We start from the raw sequence: 14,497 nt of genomic DNA, 5'->3' as shown, positions 1-14,497 counted from the left end.
AACAAAGAGGATTTGCGTCGTTACCCAAGGTTGACTCGTGGCCGTTGCGCAGAGTTTCAATTTTTTTCGTCGGGCATTTCATCGCCGTTGCCAGGTTGCGCTTTATGTTTGCCGGGCAACCCGGGAGAATGCTCGGCCTGTTCAGGCCAAGCACTGAAGATCCAATCCCCGTAGGAATGTTATGAAACTCGATAAAAAGCAGGCCATCGCCCGCAGAAACCAGGAACTGGGCGGTGCGGTGCTGGGCGTCAACAACTGCCATTTCGCGGAGCTGAACCGCAATCGCAACATCTGGTGGTTCGATATCCTGGTCACCCGCCTGGCCATCGGTCAGTACGAGTGGGTCCACCTGCTGCTGCACACCCCGGACACCGACCAACTGCTGCACCTGAAAGTGCCGACGGTGTTCCTGCGGGAAAAACTCGAAGGCCTGGTGATCCGCAACCAAGGCAAGCGCAAGGCCGCCCTGAGCCTGGAGCTGAGCGCCGACAAGGACTCCTTCCTCAAGGACGTGCGCCCCGCCGGCACCGGCGTGAGCTTTGCCCAGTTCCAGCAATAAGCCGCCGCTGGCGCGCGCCCATGAAAAAGCCCCGCACTGGCGGGGCTTTTTTGTGGACGCTGCGGCCTACTTCTTCACGCCGAGCTTCTTCAACTCTTCGTCACGCAGTTCGCGGCGCAGGATCTTGCCAACGTTGGTGGTCGGCAGGGCATCGCGGAACTCCACGGCCTTGGGCACCTTGTAGCCGGTGACATTGGCGCGCATGTGCTCCATCACCTGTTCCTTGGTCAGGGTCACTCCCGGCTTGGCGACGATGAAGATCTTGATGGTCTCGCCGGATTTTTCATCCGGTATGCCGATCGCCGCGCACTGCAGCACGCCCGGCAGCGAGGCCAGCACATCTTCCAGTTCGTTGGGGTAAACGTTGAAGCCCGAAACCAGAATCATGTCCTTCTTGCGGTCGACGATGCGGATATAGCCGTCCGGCTGGATCAGGGCAATGTCACCGGTCTTCAGCCAGCCTTCGCTGCTGAGGACTTCGTCGGTGGCGTCCTGGCGCTGCCAGTAGCCCTTCATCACTTGCGGGCCCTTCACGCACAACTCGCCGACTTCGCCCAGCGCCAGCTCTTCGCCGGCGTCGTTGACCACCCGGCACAGGGTCGAAGGCACCGGAATGCCGATGGTGCCGATCTGGATGTTCTGGATCGGGTTGACCGTGGCCACCGGGCTGGTTTCGGTCATGCCGTAGCCTTCGCAGATCGGGCAGTTGGTCACTTCCTTCCAACGTTCGGCGGCCGCCAGCTGCAGGGCCATGCCCCCGGAGAGGGTGACTTTCAGCGCAGAGAAATCCAGCTTGCGGAAGGCTTCGTTGTTGCACAGGGCCACGAACAGGGTGTTGAGGCCGACAAAACCGCTGAACTTCCACTTCGACAGTTCCTTGACCATCGCCGGCAAGTCCCGCGGGTTGCTGATCAGGATGTTGTGGTTGCCCATGAGCATGATGGCCATGCAATGGAAGGTGAACGCATAGATGTGGTACAGCGGCAGCGGCGTGATGAGGATCTCGCAGCCCTCATTGAGGTTGGAGCCCATCAACGCCTTGCACTGCAGCATGTTGGCCACCAGGTTGCGGTGGGTCAGCATCGCGCCCTTGGCCACGCCGGTGGTACCGCCGGTGTACTGCAGCACGGCCACATCACCGCTGGCGGGATTGGCTTCCTGCACCGGCTGGCCGCGGCCCTTGCTCAAGGCGTCATTGAATTTGACCGCCTGGGGCAAGTGGTAGGCCGGCACCATCTTCTTCACGTACTTGACCACACTGTTGATCAGCAGGCGCTTGAGTGGCGGTAGCAGATCCGCCACTTCCGTGACGATCACATGCTTGACCCCGGTCTTGGGCACCACGCTTTCCGCCAGATGGGCCATGTTGGCCAGGCAGACCAGGGCCTTGGCCCCGGAGTCATTGAATTGGTGTTCCATTTCCCGCGCGGTGTACAGCGGGTTGGTGTTGACCACGATCAGACCGGCGCGGATCGCGCCGAATACCGCGACCGGGTATTGCAGCAGGTTGGGCAGTTGCAGAGCGATTCGATCGCCGGGCCGCAAATCGGTATGCTGCTGCAGGTACGCGGCGAAGGCCCCGGACAATTCATACAACTCACCGTAGGTGATTGTCTTGCCAAGGTTGCTAAAGGCCGGTTTGTCAGCGAAACGTTGGCAGGATTGTTTCAATACCGCCTGAATATTCGGATACTCGTCTGGATTGATATCGGCAGCAATTCCAGCTGGGTACTTATCCTTCCAAAAGTCTTCGATCATGGAAGCCCACTCCTCAGCAACGCGAATTCATCACCGCAGTTGATGCGATTATTATTTGTCTGTGTTTTTTATTGGTGTCTATTGTTGGTGAGTCTGGCTGTTTACTCAGGCCGAGAAGTCACAAAGCGCGCCGAGAGTAGCAGCTTTGAAAAAGGCCGCCTAGAGCCAAAGAAGGCCTGAATAGTCACATTTGTGACTCAAGACCATTTAATGGTCATTTTTAGAGTAAAAATTCTATCACTTTGAATTCCGCTCTAGTCCGGGGCTTTGCACCCCTTAAATGACTCGGGGGCCAGCCCGTTGCGTCAACCGGCTGGCCCCGAGGGAGGAACTCAAGGATCAGGCGATGTCACGCAACTCGCGGCGCAGGATCTTGCCCACGGGCGTCATCGGCAGCGACTCACGCAGGACAATGTGCTTGGGCACCTTGTAGGCGGTGAAATTCTCCTTGCAGTAGGCCTTGAGCTCTTCCAGGCTGACCCCCGCTTCACGGGGCACCACAAACAGCTTCACCGCCTCGCCGGAACGCTCGTCCGGCACGCCGATCACCGCGCAGTTGGCGACCTTGGGGTGCGCCATGACCACATCTTCGATCTCGTTGGGGTACACGTTGAAACCCGAGACGATGATCATGTCCTTCTTGCGATCGACAATGCGCACGAAACCGTCCGGATCGATCACCGCGATATCCCCGGACTTGAACCAGCCTTCGGCGTCCAGCACCTCCGCGGTGGCTTCGGGCTTGTTCCAGTAGCCCTTCATGATCTGCGGCCCCTTGATGCACAGCTCGCCACGCTCGCCCAGCGGCTGCTCGTTGCCCTGGTCATCGATGACCTTCAAGGTGGTGCCCGGCACCGGCAGACCGACCGTGCCCAACCGCGAGCGGTCGCCGTAGGGGTTGGTGCACGCCACCGGCGAGGTTTCGGTGAGGCCATAGCCTTCGGTGATCCGGCATCCGGTCAGCTGCTGCCAGCGTTCCGCCGTGGCCTTGACCAGGGCCGTGCCACCGGAGTTGGTCAGCTTGAGGCTGGAAAAATCCAGGTTCTTGAATTCCGGGTGATCCATCAGCGCCACGAACAGCGTGTTCAGCCCCAGCAGCGCGGAAAACCGCCACTTCTTCAACTCCTTGATGAAGCCGCCGATGTCTCGCGGGTTGGTGATCAGCACGTTGTGGTTGCCGGTCACCATCATGCACATGCAGTTCGCGGTGAAGGCATAGATGTGGTACAGCGGCAGCGGCGCGATCATCACTTCCTGGCCTTCGCGCCACTGGGTATGGCCATCGGGCCCGTGCTGGCCGAGGCAGGCCCGGGCCTGCTGCATGTTGGCCACCAGGTTGCCGTGGGTCAGCATTGCCCCCTTGGCCAGGCCGGTGGTGCCACCGGTGTACTGCAGCACGGCGACATCCTCCAGCCCCGCCTGCAGCGGCTTGATCCCCAGGCCGCGCCCAAGGCGCAAGGCACTCTTGAAGGCGATGGCCTGGGGCAGGTGATAGGCCGGCACCATCTTCTTGACCTTGTCCACCACGGTATTGACCAGCCAGCCCTTGGCACTGGACAGCATGTCGCCCATCCTGGCTTCGATCAGGAACTGGATGTCGGTGTCGCCCAGCACTTCCTGAACCTTCTGCCCGAACACGTTCAGGTAGACCAGGGCCCGGGCCCCGGAATCCTTGAATTGATGACGCATCTCCCGCGCGGTGTACAGCGGGTTGGTGTTGACCACCACCAGCCCGGCCCGCAGCGCGCCGAACACCGCGATCGGGTACTGCAGGACATTGGGCATCTGCACCGCGATACGATCCCCCGGAACCAGGTCGGTATGGCTTTGCAGATAACCGGCGAAGGCCGCGCTGTAGCGTTCCAGCTCGGCGTAGGTGAGGGTCACCCCCATGTTGCTGAACGCCGGGCGGTCAGCAAACTTCTTGCAGGAACGCTCAAACACCTCGATCACCGACTTGTAGGCCCCCAGATCGATCTCGTTGGGCACGCCGGCGGGGCGCTTATCATTCCAGAAATCAGGTTGCATTATTCTTGTCCTCTTTTTGCCTGAACGGTCCGGGCCGCCACTGTAACGCTATCAGCGGCGGGGCTCCTCGGACGTTAGCAGCTATGGCGATTCAGGCAAATATGCGCAAGTGTGTCATTAACTGTGTGAATCTTGCGTCCAACAGGCCGACGAATCGGACGGACACGCCTTGATGCGCTATAAAGTGCAGCGTCTCCGAGCAAAGGAATCGCCATGACCCACGACACCTTCTGGTTGACCACAAGCGACCACCAACGGCTCTTCGTCAACCAGTGGCTGCCCGAGCCTCCGCTCAAGGCGGTGATCCTGCTGTCCCACGGCATGGCCGAGCACAGTGGGCGCTATGCCCGGCTGGCGGCGGCCCTTTGCGCCCAAGGTTATGGCCTCTATGCCCCGGATCAGCGCGGCCACGGCAACACCGCGCAGCACGGCGTGCTCGGCCACTACGCGGATCACGGCGGCTGGAACAAGGTGGTCGGCGACCTGGCCAGCCTCAACCAGCACATCGGCCAGCAGCACCCTGGCACCCCCATCGTGCTGCTGGGCCACAGCATGGGCAGCTACATCGCCCAGGCGTACCTGCTGCACCACAGCGCCAGCCTGCATGGGGCGATCCTCAGCGGCTCGAACTTCCAGCCCGTGGCCCTGTACCGCATCGCCAGCCTGATCGCCCGTTTCGAACGCTGGCGCCAGGGCGCAAAAGGACGCAGCGCCCTGATCGAGTGGCTGTCCTTCGGCTCGTTCAACAAGGCCTTCAAGCCCAATCGCACCGCCTTCGACTGGCTCAGCCGCGACCCGGTGGAAGTCGACAAGTACGTGAATGACCCCTTGTGCGGCTACCGCTGCAGCAACCAGCTATGGATCGACCTGCTGGGCGGCCTGCAGCAGATCAGCAAGATTTCCAACCTGGCGCAGATCGATCCGGGCCTGCCGTTGCTGGTGATGGGCGGTGAATGTGATCCGGTAAGCGCCGGCAAGCGTCTCAAGGATCTGGCCAACGCCCTGCGCGAGGCCGGCAGCCAGTGCCTGCAACTCAATATCTACCCGCAAGCGCGTCATGAGCTGTTCAACGAAAGCAACCGTGACCAAGTGACCCACGACGTCCTGGCCTGGCTCGATCAGGCCCTGCTACACCGTCGCCCGCCCCGCGCGGAGTAAGGGCTGGCGCAGTCGCTACGTTCATTTATCTGTCAGAGGATTTCAGCAACATGACCCAGGTTACCAACACCCCTTACGAAGCCCTGGAAGTCGGTCAGACCGCCCAGTACAGCAAGACTGTCGAAGAACGTGACATCCAGCTGTTCGCCGCCATGTCCGGCGACCACAACCCGGTGCACCTGGACCCCGAGTTCGCCGCCGCCACCATGTTCAAGGAGCGCATCGCCCACGGCATGTTCAGTGGCGCGCTGATCAGCGCCGCCGTGGCCTGCGAGCTGCCAGGCCCGGGCACCATCTACATCGGCCAGCAGATGAGCTTCCAGAAGCCGGTGAAGATCGGCGACACCCTGACCGTGCGCCTGGAAATCCTCGAAAAACTGCCCAAGTTCCGCGTGCGCATCGCCACCCGCGTGTTCAACCAGCGCGATGAGCTGGTGGTGGACGGCGAGGCCGAGATCCTTGCCCCACGCAAGCAACAGACCGTGACCTTGCCGACCCTGCCGGCCATCACCATCGGCTGAGCCTCGCTCACGGCAGGAGCCGGCTTGCCGGCACAGGCGACGCCCAGCGGTTCGCCGGCTCCTACCGTTTGCCCCCCTCCTCCACTTGCACGCTGGCGGTCATGCCGGCACTCAGGTTGATGCCTTCAGGCACCTTGTCGAGCTTGATCCGCACCGGTATCCGCTGGGCCAGGCGCACCCAGTTGAAGGTCGGTTCGACTTCCGCCAGCAGTTGCCCGTCAGGGGTGGCGTTGCGATCGGTAATACCCCGGCTGATGCTTTGCACGTGCCCCTGCAAGGCATCGCCGGCACTCATCAGCCAGACCTTCACCGGATCGCCGACCTGAATCCGCGGCAGCTTGGTTTCCTCGAAATAGGCCTGCACGTAGAACGTCGAATCATCGATCAGCGCCATCACGGGCTGCCCGGCGTTGACATAGTTGCCTTCGGCCAGACGCAGATTGGTGATGTGCCCATCGCGGGGCGCGTGCACCTGACTGCGGGCCAGGTTCAATTCGGCGACCTTGGCCTCGGCCTGGGCCTGGCGCAGTTCGCCGCGGGCGATACCGGCGTTGATCTGGGCGTTCTCCCGCAGTTCAGCACTGATGGCCTGGGGCCCCAGGGCGGCGCGGCGGCTGGCCTCGTGCTCGCGCAGGCTCAGTTGCTGCTGGCGGGTCTGCACCACCGCCTGGGCCTTCTCCAGCGCGGCCTCGAAACGGTCGCGATCGATGCTCAGCAGCAAATCACCGGCCTTGACCTGCTGGTTGTCCGCCACCTTGAGCTCGCGCACCCAGCCGGATACGTCCGGGGCCACGATCACCACATCGGCACGGATCCGCGCATCCCGGGTCCAGGGCGTGAGCATGTAGTACTGCCACAGGTGATACCCGGCGAAGATCGCCACCGCCACCAGGCACAAGGTCACTACGACACGTACGGGTGTACGCATAATCAACTCCTTATAAAGGTCCCAGGACCACCGTGATCAGGGTCAGGACACACACGTAAAGGGCGCAATCGAACAGGGCTTCATGCCAGATCCAGCGCCCCAGCCCGGTGACTCGCACCAGCCCTCGCAGGCCGGCGGTGACCACCAGGGCCAGCACCACATAAATCAGAAACGGGCTGAGCAGTACCCCGCCCAACGACCACTCACGCAGCCCCATGGCTGTCCTCCTGTTGCCGGCACCAACTGCGCCAGCTGTTGTGCAATTGCACCACCGCGCCCTTGGCCAGCTTCAAGGCGTCGCTGGGCGGCTGTTGTTCCAGGGCGGCGAGCAACGTCGCGCTGGGCTGCGCCAGCGCTTCCTGGCAGGGGCCCGCCGGTCCCTGTTGCAGAACCCGTTGCAAGTGCTCGAAATACTCGCGCTGCGCGGCACTAACCGGCACCTGGGCCACCGCCAGACTCAGGCGCAGGTGCAGCAGTTCGTCACCGATATCCAGGCCCAGCAGACCATCGTCCCAGCGGCTGCGGGCCGGTTCCGGCAGCTCCGGGTAATGCCGGGCCAGTTGCAGCAGACGGTCGGCCATGCGCCCGCCGAACCAGCTTTCCGCGCCCCGCAGGTTACGCCGGGTCAGGCGCACCAGATCGCTCAGGGTCGCCGCCAACAGACGCCGGCCATGCCAGGCCGGATCGCGCAGGATCAACAGGTGAAAGGCCAGCACCGCAGCCCCCACCCCCAGCACCATGGCCTGGGCGTTATTGAAGAAACTGGCGACATCGAAACTCATGCGGTTCATCGGCGAGATCAACACGATGAAGTGCAGGCAGAACGAGGTGGCCGTGGCGCCGATCTGCGGCTTGGCCATGCCCAGTGCGCCGAAGAACAGCGGCACCCCCATGGCCATGGCCAACATCGCGAATCCGCTCCATTGCGGCAGCAGGATCTGCCCCACCAGGAACGCCGCCGGAATCGCCAGGAAGATACCGCGCATGAAGCTCATGCCGATCTGCGCGCCGTTTTCACGACTGGCGAACAGGCTGCAGACCACGCAGGTCAGGAGCATGGCCCCGGAGGCCGCCGGCCAGGCCGTGGCCAGCCAGAAGCTGGCCACGGTCAGGAATGCCAAGGCACTGCGAGCACCGAACACCAGGGCCAGCGACAGGTCGCGATGAGGCGTCAGGGTCGCCGGCTGCTCCAGCGGCGCGCGCCCTTCCTGCACCGCTTCCAGCGCGTTGCTTGCCGCCAGGGCGGTATCCAGCAGCAGCGCCAGGCGTGCCAGGCAAAAGCTCTGCGCCGCGCTGAGCCGGGAATCATGGGAGGCCTCCAGCAGGCGCGGACGCAACGCCTGCAGAGCCTGTTTGTCGGAGCCGCCCAGGGCCTCCTGCACCGGCTCCATCAGGGGCTGCAGTTGCCGGGCCTCGTCGGCGTCCAACTGTTTCCACTGGCGGCGTACCGACCGGGCAATCCGCAACAGCATCAGCAGCTTCTGGCTCAGGCCACTGATGGCCCGCGCTCGCTGGCGGCCCATTGGCCCTTCGAACCAGGCGTGTTCCCGCTGGGAATCCACGGCGACAATGCGCCCGAGTATCTCCAGCAAGCCCTGGCGTGCCAGCGCATCGCCGGCCAGGGTCGCGCGGGCCGCCTGCATTCCGCTGTGCCAGGCGCTGCGAGCCTGATCCGCCAGTTGCCGCTCTACCCGCATCGGCCAGATCAGGGCACTGCTGGCCGTGGCGCAGATGATCCCCAGGGAGATTTCCGTGCAACGGGCCACGGCCTGATCGAACACGGTCAACGGGTGGCTGATGGCGGGCAAGGCGATGATCGCCACGGTGTAGCCCGCCAGCACGAAGGAATACGACCAGGCACTGCGCAGCAGCGTGGAGCTGGCGGTACACACCCCCAGCCACAGGGCCAGGGCCAGTAGGAACAGCCAGGGGGTCTGGGCGAACAGGCCCATGAACAGCACCGACATCAGGGTACCGATCAAGGTCCCCAGCAGCCGGGCCAGCCCCTTTTGCAGAACCATTCCGGACAACGGCTGGGCGACAATGAACGCGGTCATCAGCGCCCAGGCCGGCTGCTCCAGGCCCCAGCGCAAGGCCAGCCAGAGCGCCAGACCGCCGCCCAACAGGGTCTTGATCGCGAACTGCAAAGCGGGAAGGCTGGGCGCAAGCAACGCCTGCAAGGTAATAGGCACGAACCGGGACTCTCGAAGGGATGAATTAACCATAGTCGTGATCGCCACGAGCGGGCGCGGGCTAATTATTAGCTAGCTAACTAAATCCCGTCCAGCACTAAATCCCGGGCATAAAAAAACGCCAGGCTGGCTGGCGTTTTTGACAGGTTTATGACTTACGAACGGGCACGGGCCTGGTTGCGCAAGGCTTTGACCTGATCGTGATTGCGTTGCACGCCGTGGTACTGGCGCTCCACCACATCACGAATCCCCACCAGGTTGTGCTTGCCGATTTTCTCCAGGGCTTCCTTGTAGGACTTCAGCGCGTGATCTTCACCGCGTTCGGCCTCGTTGAGCACCGACTCCTCGTCCTTGCCGGTCACCAGCGACTTGAGGTCGACCCAACGGCGATGCAGGTCACCGCTGACGCTGGTGGAAGTTTCCGGATCGCCGCCCATGGAGCGCACCACCGCCTGCAATTCCGCAGCGGCCGTCGCGCAGTCGCTGGAGCGCTTGATGAACAGCGCCTTGAGCTCCGGATGCTTGATGTCTTCGGCACAGGTCTTGAACCCCTCCTGACCGTCCTTGCTGGTCTCGATCAGGCTGTTGAGTACCGAAATCGCTTCTTTATTCAAGTCAGTCATTTTCTGGTTCCTTACGGGTGGGGAGAGTTGAGTCAACGGTTGAGTTAACTGCTGACCTAACCTTTGCACCCGCCATGCCAGACACTGGATATAAATTTTTTACTTATATTTCAATTAGTTAGCCAATAGCCAAAAATCTGTATCCGCGTTATTTGCATGATCTGTCATTTGGCCTGCATGCAGAATGCCTGTATTTTCACAGGCGTTCGTACCACCGCCAGGCGACCCCCATGACTCCTGAAACACTTGAACTGCTGGTCACCCGGGAAATGCCCTTCGGCAAATACAAGGGCCGCATCCTCGCCGACCTGCCCGGCCCCTACCTGAACTGGTTCGCCCGCGAAGGCTTCCCCAAGGGGGAACTGGGTGGCCTGCTGGCCCTGATGCAGGAAATCGACCACAACGGCCTGTCCGACCTGCTGGACCCGCTGCGCGCCAAACACGGCAAACCCAAGCCCCGTCACTGAACAAGAGCCCGCCATGCCAAGGACTGCCGACACACTTGCCCGAGACGAACAACACTGGCAAGGCATTGCCCGCCAGTTCGACCTCGAACCGGGCCCGATCAACCTGGAAAACGGCTATTTCGGGCGCATGACCCGCACCGTGGCCGAGGAATACCAGCACCACATCCAATGGGTGAACCGCAGCAACTCGGTGCTGGTACGCCAGCGCTTCGAACAGGTCGACGCCCTGCAGATCCGCGGCCAGCTGGCCGCACTGCTGGGGGCCCCGGACAATGCCGTGGCCCTGACCCGCTGCGCCTCCGACGCCCTGCAGTCGCTGATCCGCAACTACAACCGCCTGCAACCGGGCGACCAGGTCCTGGTCAGCGACCTGGAGTACGACACGGTCAAAAGCGCCATGCGCTGGCTGGCCCGCCAGCGCGGGGTCGAAGTGATAGAAATCGTCCACGCGCACCCTGCCAGTTTTGACAGCCTTGTCGGCACCTACACCACTGCCTTCCAGCGTTACCCCAGGCTCAAACTGATGCCCCTGACCTACGTCACTCATCGCAGCGGCCTGGTCATGCCGGTCCAGGCGATTGCCGCCGCGGCCCGGGAACATGGCGTCGATATCATCCTCGACGGCGCCCATGCCCTGGGCCAGATCGACTTCGACCTGGCCGAGCTGGGCATCGCCTTCGCCGGTTTCAACCTGCATAAATGGATCGGCGCACCGCTGAGCCTGGGCTTTCTCTATATCCACCCCGAGCGCCTGGACGACATCGACCCGGACATGGGCGAGTTCCACTTTCCAAGGGACGACGTGCGCGCCCGCACGCCCTACAGCACCCCGAACATTCCTGCGCTGATGACCCTGCCCCGGGTGTTCGAGGAACACCGGGCCATGGGCGGCGCGGCAACCAAGGGCGCGCGCCTGAACTACCTGCGACACACCTGGAGCGAAGCGCTGCGCGAGCTGGCGGGGGTCGAGATCATGACCCCGCGGGACCCGCGCCTGTGCTGCGCCATCAGCGCCCTGCGCTTCACCGGGCACCCAGACCAGCAGGCCCTGGTGAATCGCCTGCTGCAGGACTACAACCTGTTCACCGTGGTCCGCAACGGCGCAGGGTTCGGCCCCTGCATCCGCATCACGCCGGGGCTGGCGACACCCCTTGAGCACATGCAGCGGCTGATCCAGGCCGTGACCGATCTGGCCCGCCATTAAGATCCGCGAGCAGCGCCCCCGGCCCGGCAACAGCCGCGCCTGCCAAGCATCGCCGCGTTGCAGGCCGGGGCGCTCGAACGCTACCGGACTTTTCTCCAGGCAAAAAAAAACGGTGCACCGACCAAGCGCACCGTAAAGCCGTAGAACACACCAACGAATCAGATAAAACTTCAGTCCAGCAGGGCCAGGGCCTCGGCCGTGCATTCTTGAATCCGCGCCCAGTCGCCGTTCTTGATCCACTCGGGATCGAGCATCCAGCTACCGCCCACGCACATCACATTCTTCAAGGCCATGTAGCTCTTGATATTGGCCGGGCCGACGCCGCCGGTCGGGCAGAATTTGACTTCGCCGAACGGCCCGCCCAGGGCCTTGATCGCCGCCACACCGCCACTGACTTCCGCCGGGAACAGCTTGAAGCGGCGATAACCCAGGGCATACCCCTCCATGATTCCGGAGGCGTTGCTGATCCCCGGCAGCAGCGGGATCGGGCTGGCCACGCTGGCTTGCAGCAGGTCACGGGTAATCCCCGGGGTGACGATGAACTGCGAGCCCACCGCCTCCGCCGCGGCCAGCATCTGCGGATCGAGCACGGTGCCGGCACCGGTCACCAGCTCCGGACGCTGCTCGCGCAGGATCTGGATGGCCTTGAGGCCGAACTGGGAGCGCAGGGTCACTTCCAGGGCCGTCAGGCCACCGGCGGCCAGGGCATCGGCCAGTGGCAGTACATCCTGCTCCCGGGCGATGGTGATCACCGGCAGGATCCGCGCCTTGGCGCAGAGGCTGTCGATCAGGGCAACTTTGTCCGCCATGGAAACGGTCGGGGATAGGTTTGTCATAGCGGCTGATCCTTGGCTCATGGGCACCAGTAAATCTCTAACGGGGTTTGCAGGAAGGCACGAATCGGCATCTCGGCGACAGCGTCACCAGCCAGTGCGGCACTCAGGGTGGCCAGCTTGGACTGACCGGAAATCGACAACAGCGAATGACGGGCCGAGGCCAGCAAGGCCCGACTCATGCTCAGGCGCTGATGGGGCACGCTTGGTGCCAGCATCGGCCAGCAGCGGCGAGTGCCGTCGGCCTGGAGCGCTTCGGTCAGGTTCGGGCTGTTGGGAAACAGCGACGCGGTGTGTCCGTCATCGCCCATGCCCAGTACCAGCACATCGATGCCCGGCAACTCGGCCAGCAGACGATCGGCCTGCTGGGCCGCCTCCTCCAGATTGGCCGCAGCGCTGTAGAGGCTTAAGAAACCGGCCTTGGCCACCGGCCCCTGAAGCAGGTAACGCTTGAGCAGGCCGGCATTGCTGTCGGCGTGTTCCACCGGCACCCAGCGCTCGTCCGCGAGGGTGATCAGCACCTTGGACCAATCCAGCTCCTGCTTGACCAGGGCCTGGAAAAACGCCACCGGGCTGCGACCACCGGACACCACCAGGGTCGCCTTGCCGCGGGCGGCAATGGCCTCGCGCAGCAGGTGGGCCACGCGCAGTGCCTGGCCTTCGGCCAACAGGGTCGGGCTGCGGAACTCGTGGGCGGCTACACCCGCCGGCAGTTGCAAATCAGATATCGCCATACCAGGACCTCCCATCCCGCGTGATCAGTGCAATGGAGCTCATCGGCCCCCAGGACCCGGCCGCGTACGGCTTGGGCGCATCACCGGACTTCTTCCACCCGGCGATCAACTGGTCACACCACTTCCACGCGGCTTCGATTTCATCTTTGCGGACAAACAGGTTCTGATTGCCGCGCATCACTTCCAGCAACAACCGCTCGTAGGCATCGGGGATCCGCGCGCTGCGATAGGTGTCGGAAAAATTCAGTTGCAGCGGACCGCTGCGCAGTTGCATGCCCTTGTCCAGGCCCTGCTCCTTGGTCATCACCCGTAGCGAAATGCCTTCGTCCGGCTGCAGGCGGATGATCAGCTTGTTGCTGATCTGCAGGCGCTGCTCGGGGGCGAAGATATAGTGCGACGGTTCCTTGAAGTGGATGACGATCTGCGACAGTTTTTGCGGCATGCGCTTGCCGGTGCGCAGGTAGAACGGCACCCCGGCCCAACGCCAGTTGCGGATATCGGCCCGCAGGGCGACGAAGGTTTCGGTGTCGCTCTGGGTGTTGGAGTTTTCTTCCTCCAGATAACCCGGCACCGACTGGCCCTCGCTGTGGCCGGCGATGTACTGGCCGCGCACCACCTGGGTGGTCAGGCCTTCCGGACTGATCGGCGCCAGGGCCTTGAGCACCTTGACCTTCTCGTCACGGATGCTGTCGGCGGAGAGGTCCGCCGGTGGGTCCATGGCGATCAGGCACAGCAGCTGCAGCAGGTGGTTCTGGATCATGTCCCGCAGTTGGCCAGCCTTGTCGAAGTAACCCCAGCGGCCTTCGATGCCGACCTTCTCGGCCACGGTGATTTCCACGTGGGAGATGTAGTTCTGGTTCCACTGGGTTTCGAACAGGCTGTTGGCGAAACGCAGGGCGATCAGGTTCTGCACCGTCTCCTTGCCCAGGTAGTGGTCGATCCGGTAGATGCGGTTTTCCGGGAAGAACTGGGCCACCGCGTCGTTGACCTTGCGCGAGGAATCCAGGTCCGAGCCGATGGGCTTTTCCAGGACCACGCGGGTGTGCTGGTTGAGCCCGACCCGGGACAGGTTCTCGCAGATCGCGCCATAGACCGCAGCCGGAGTGGCGAAGTAGGCGATCAGCCGCTGTTCGCTGCCGGCGCGTTCGGCCAGCGCCACGTAGTCCTCGGCCTTGAGGAAATCCACGTGCAGGTAGCTCAGGCGGGCCAGGAAGGTCTTGAGAACCTGGGCATCGATGTCCTTGTCGCCGACGTACTTGCGCAACTCGGTTTCGATGTTCGCAAGGTGCTCCTGTTCGCTGCCCGGCTCACGGGCCAGGGCCAGAATCCGCGTGTCGTCGTGCAGCAGACCGGCGGCATCGAGTTGGTACAAGGCAGGAAACAGCTTACGCAGCGCCAGATCGCCCAGCGCGCCGAACAAGGCAAAGGTGCAGGGTTCAACCGTAATCGAAGGCATGATGTTTGTTCTTTTATCAAGTTAAGCTACAAATAC

At 62.9% G+C, this 14,497-nt stretch carries 14 protein-coding genes; 5 read left to right on the top strand and 9 right to left on the bottom strand.

The genetic code is table 11. The features are described from left to right. The first annotated feature begins 181 nt into the window (after positions 1-181). Positions 182-559 carry a hypothetical protein gene (locus L1O02_RS07660; RefSeq protein WP_060840664.1) on the top strand — a complete coding sequence of 126 codons (378 nt, stop codon included), beginning with the start codon at positions 182-184 and terminating at the stop codon, positions 557-559. 66 nt (positions 560-625) lie between these two features. Here the strand turns inward: L1O02_RS07660 and fadD1 are convergent, their stop codons facing one another. Then, a complete protein-coding gene (fadD1, locus tag L1O02_RS07655; protein WP_060840665.1) occupies positions 626-2,317 on the bottom strand; it encodes a long-chain-fatty-acid--CoA ligase FadD1 in 1,692 nt (563 codons plus the stop codon). 339 nt (positions 2,318-2,656) lie between these two features. Next, positions 2,657-4,345 carry a long-chain-fatty-acid--CoA ligase FadD2 gene (gene fadD2 / locus L1O02_RS07650; RefSeq protein WP_060840666.1) on the bottom strand — a complete coding sequence of 563 codons (1,689 nt, stop codon included), beginning with the start codon at positions 4,343-4,345 and terminating at the stop codon, positions 2,657-2,659. A gap of 213 nt (positions 4,346-4,558) precedes the next feature. On the opposite strand from fadD2, the gene L1O02_RS07645 reads away from it, so the two are divergent. Together L1O02_RS07645 and L1O02_RS07640 are read left to right on the top strand one after the other, a co-directional pair. After that, on the top strand, positions 4,559-5,503 hold the full coding sequence (locus L1O02_RS07645; RefSeq protein ID WP_060840667.1) for an alpha/beta hydrolase: 945 nt from the start codon (positions 4,559-4,561) through the stop codon (positions 5,501-5,503). Positions 5,504-5,553: 50 nt separating this feature from the next. Further along, complete coding sequence (locus L1O02_RS07640; RefSeq protein ID WP_011062855.1) at positions 5,554-6,024, top strand: MaoC family dehydratase; 471 nt, start codon at positions 5,554-5,556, stop codon at positions 6,022-6,024. Between the two features lie 61 nt (positions 6,025-6,085). On the opposite strand, the gene L1O02_RS07635 is transcribed toward L1O02_RS07640, so the two are convergent. From L1O02_RS07635 to L1O02_RS07620, 4 genes are all read right to left on the bottom strand, one after another. Further along, entirely contained in the window at positions 6,086-6,952 is an 867-nt protein-coding gene (locus tag L1O02_RS07635; RefSeq protein WP_129406427.1) for an HlyD family secretion protein, read from the bottom strand. A 10-nt stretch (positions 6,953-6,962) separates the two neighbouring features. Continuing rightward, positions 6,963-7,169: a DUF1656 domain-containing protein gene (locus tag L1O02_RS07630; RefSeq protein ID WP_060840669.1), complete on the bottom strand. Its 207-nt coding sequence runs from the start codon at positions 7,167-7,169 to the stop codon at positions 6,963-6,965. Then, entirely contained in the window at positions 7,156-9,144 is a 1,989-nt protein-coding gene (locus tag L1O02_RS07625; protein WP_060840670.1) for an FUSC family protein, read from the bottom strand. Before L1O02_RS07625 ends, L1O02_RS07630 begins: the two co-directional genes overlap by 14 nt. A gap of 155 nt (positions 9,145-9,299) precedes the next feature. Continuing rightward, entirely contained in the window at positions 9,300-9,767 is a 468-nt protein-coding gene (locus L1O02_RS07620) for a PA2169 family four-helix-bundle protein (protein WP_060840671.1), read from the bottom strand. A gap of 230 nt (positions 9,768-9,997) precedes the next feature. Here L1O02_RS07620 and L1O02_RS07615 point away from each other — a divergent pair, with 230 nt between their 5' ends. Together L1O02_RS07615 and L1O02_RS07610 are read left to right on the top strand one after the other, a co-directional pair. Continuing rightward, positions 9,998-10,234 carry a DUF3820 family protein gene (locus tag L1O02_RS07615; protein ID WP_015636734.1) on the top strand — a complete coding sequence of 79 codons (237 nt, stop codon included), beginning with the start codon at positions 9,998-10,000 and terminating at the stop codon, positions 10,232-10,234. Between the two features lie 13 nt (positions 10,235-10,247). After that, on the top strand, positions 10,248-11,438 hold the full coding sequence (locus tag L1O02_RS07610) for an aminotransferase class V-fold PLP-dependent enzyme (protein WP_235759748.1): 1,191 nt from the start codon (positions 10,248-10,250) through the stop codon (positions 11,436-11,438). Positions 11,439-11,608: 170 nt separating this feature from the next. Here L1O02_RS07610 and L1O02_RS07605 read toward each other — a convergent pair whose 3' ends face one another. Genes L1O02_RS07605 through zwf form a run of 3 tightly spaced genes read right to left on the bottom strand, consistent with a single transcriptional unit; the run spans position 11,609 to position 14,461 of the window. Then, a complete protein-coding gene (locus tag L1O02_RS07605) occupies positions 11,609-12,274 on the bottom strand; it encodes a bifunctional 4-hydroxy-2-oxoglutarate aldolase/2-dehydro-3-deoxy-phosphogluconate aldolase (RefSeq protein ID WP_235759747.1) in 666 nt (221 codons plus the stop codon). Between the two features lie 17 nt (positions 12,275-12,291). Further along, positions 12,292-13,005, bottom strand: a complete 714-nt coding sequence (pgl, locus tag L1O02_RS07600) for a 6-phosphogluconolactonase (RefSeq protein WP_108545346.1) — start codon at positions 13,003-13,005, stop codon at positions 12,292-12,294. Beyond that, positions 12,992-14,461, bottom strand: coding sequence for a glucose-6-phosphate dehydrogenase (zwf, locus tag L1O02_RS07595; protein ID WP_060840675.1), 1,470 nt, complete (start codon positions 14,459-14,461; stop codon positions 12,992-12,994). The genes pgl and zwf overlap by 14 nt, the downstream gene beginning before the upstream one ends. Positions 14,462-14,497 lie beyond the last annotated feature (36 nt).

This window comes from Pseudomonas sp. BC42, assembly GCF_021560055.1.
In the GTDB taxonomy this organism is placed as follows: Bacteria; Pseudomonadota; Gammaproteobacteria; order Pseudomonadales; family Pseudomonadaceae; genus Aquipseudomonas.
This window is presented reverse-complemented; position numbering and strand designations above follow the sequence as displayed.

Bases quoted from the DNA above. Each gene is read 5' to 3' on its own strand.
- L1O02_RS07660 (WP_060840664.1), top strand. From the start codon at position 182: ATGAAACTCGATAAAAAGCAGGCCATCGCCCGCAGAAACCAGGAACTG.
- L1O02_RS07605 (WP_235759747.1), bottom strand. From the start codon at position 12,274: ATGACAAACCTATCCCCGACCGTTTCCATGGCGGACAAAGTTGCCCTG.
- L1O02_RS07615 (WP_015636734.1), top strand. From the start codon at position 9,998: ATGACTCCTGAAACACTTGAACTGCTGGTCACCCGGGAAATGCCCTTC.
- fadD2 (WP_060840666.1), bottom strand. From the start codon at position 4,345: ATGCAACCTGATTTCTGGAATGATAAGCGCCCCGCCGGCGTGCCCAAC.
- L1O02_RS07645 (WP_060840667.1), top strand. From the start codon at position 4,559: ATGACCCACGACACCTTCTGGTTGACCACAAGCGACCACCAACGGCTC.
- L1O02_RS07630 (WP_060840669.1), bottom strand. From the start codon at position 7,169: ATGGGGCTGCGTGAGTGGTCGTTGGGCGGGGTACTGCTCAGCCCGTTT.
- zwf (WP_060840675.1), bottom strand. From the start codon at position 14,461: ATGCCTTCGATTACGGTTGAACCCTGCACCTTTGCCTTGTTCGGCGCG.
- fadD1 (WP_060840665.1), bottom strand. From the start codon at position 2,317: ATGATCGAAGACTTTTGGAAGGATAAGTACCCAGCTGGAATTGCTGCC.
- L1O02_RS07640 (WP_011062855.1), top strand. From the start codon at position 5,554: ATGACCCAGGTTACCAACACCCCTTACGAAGCCCTGGAAGTCGGTCAG.
- pgl (WP_108545346.1), bottom strand. From the start codon at position 13,005: ATGGCGATATCTGATTTGCAACTGCCGGCGGGTGTAGCCGCCCACGAG.
- L1O02_RS07610 (WP_235759748.1), top strand. From the start codon at position 10,248: ATGCCAAGGACTGCCGACACACTTGCCCGAGACGAACAACACTGGCAA.
- L1O02_RS07635 (WP_129406427.1), bottom strand. From the start codon at position 6,952: ATGCGTACACCCGTACGTGTCGTAGTGACCTTGTGCCTGGTGGCGGTG.
- L1O02_RS07620 (WP_060840671.1), bottom strand. From the start codon at position 9,767: ATGACTGACTTGAATAAAGAAGCGATTTCGGTACTCAACAGCCTGATC.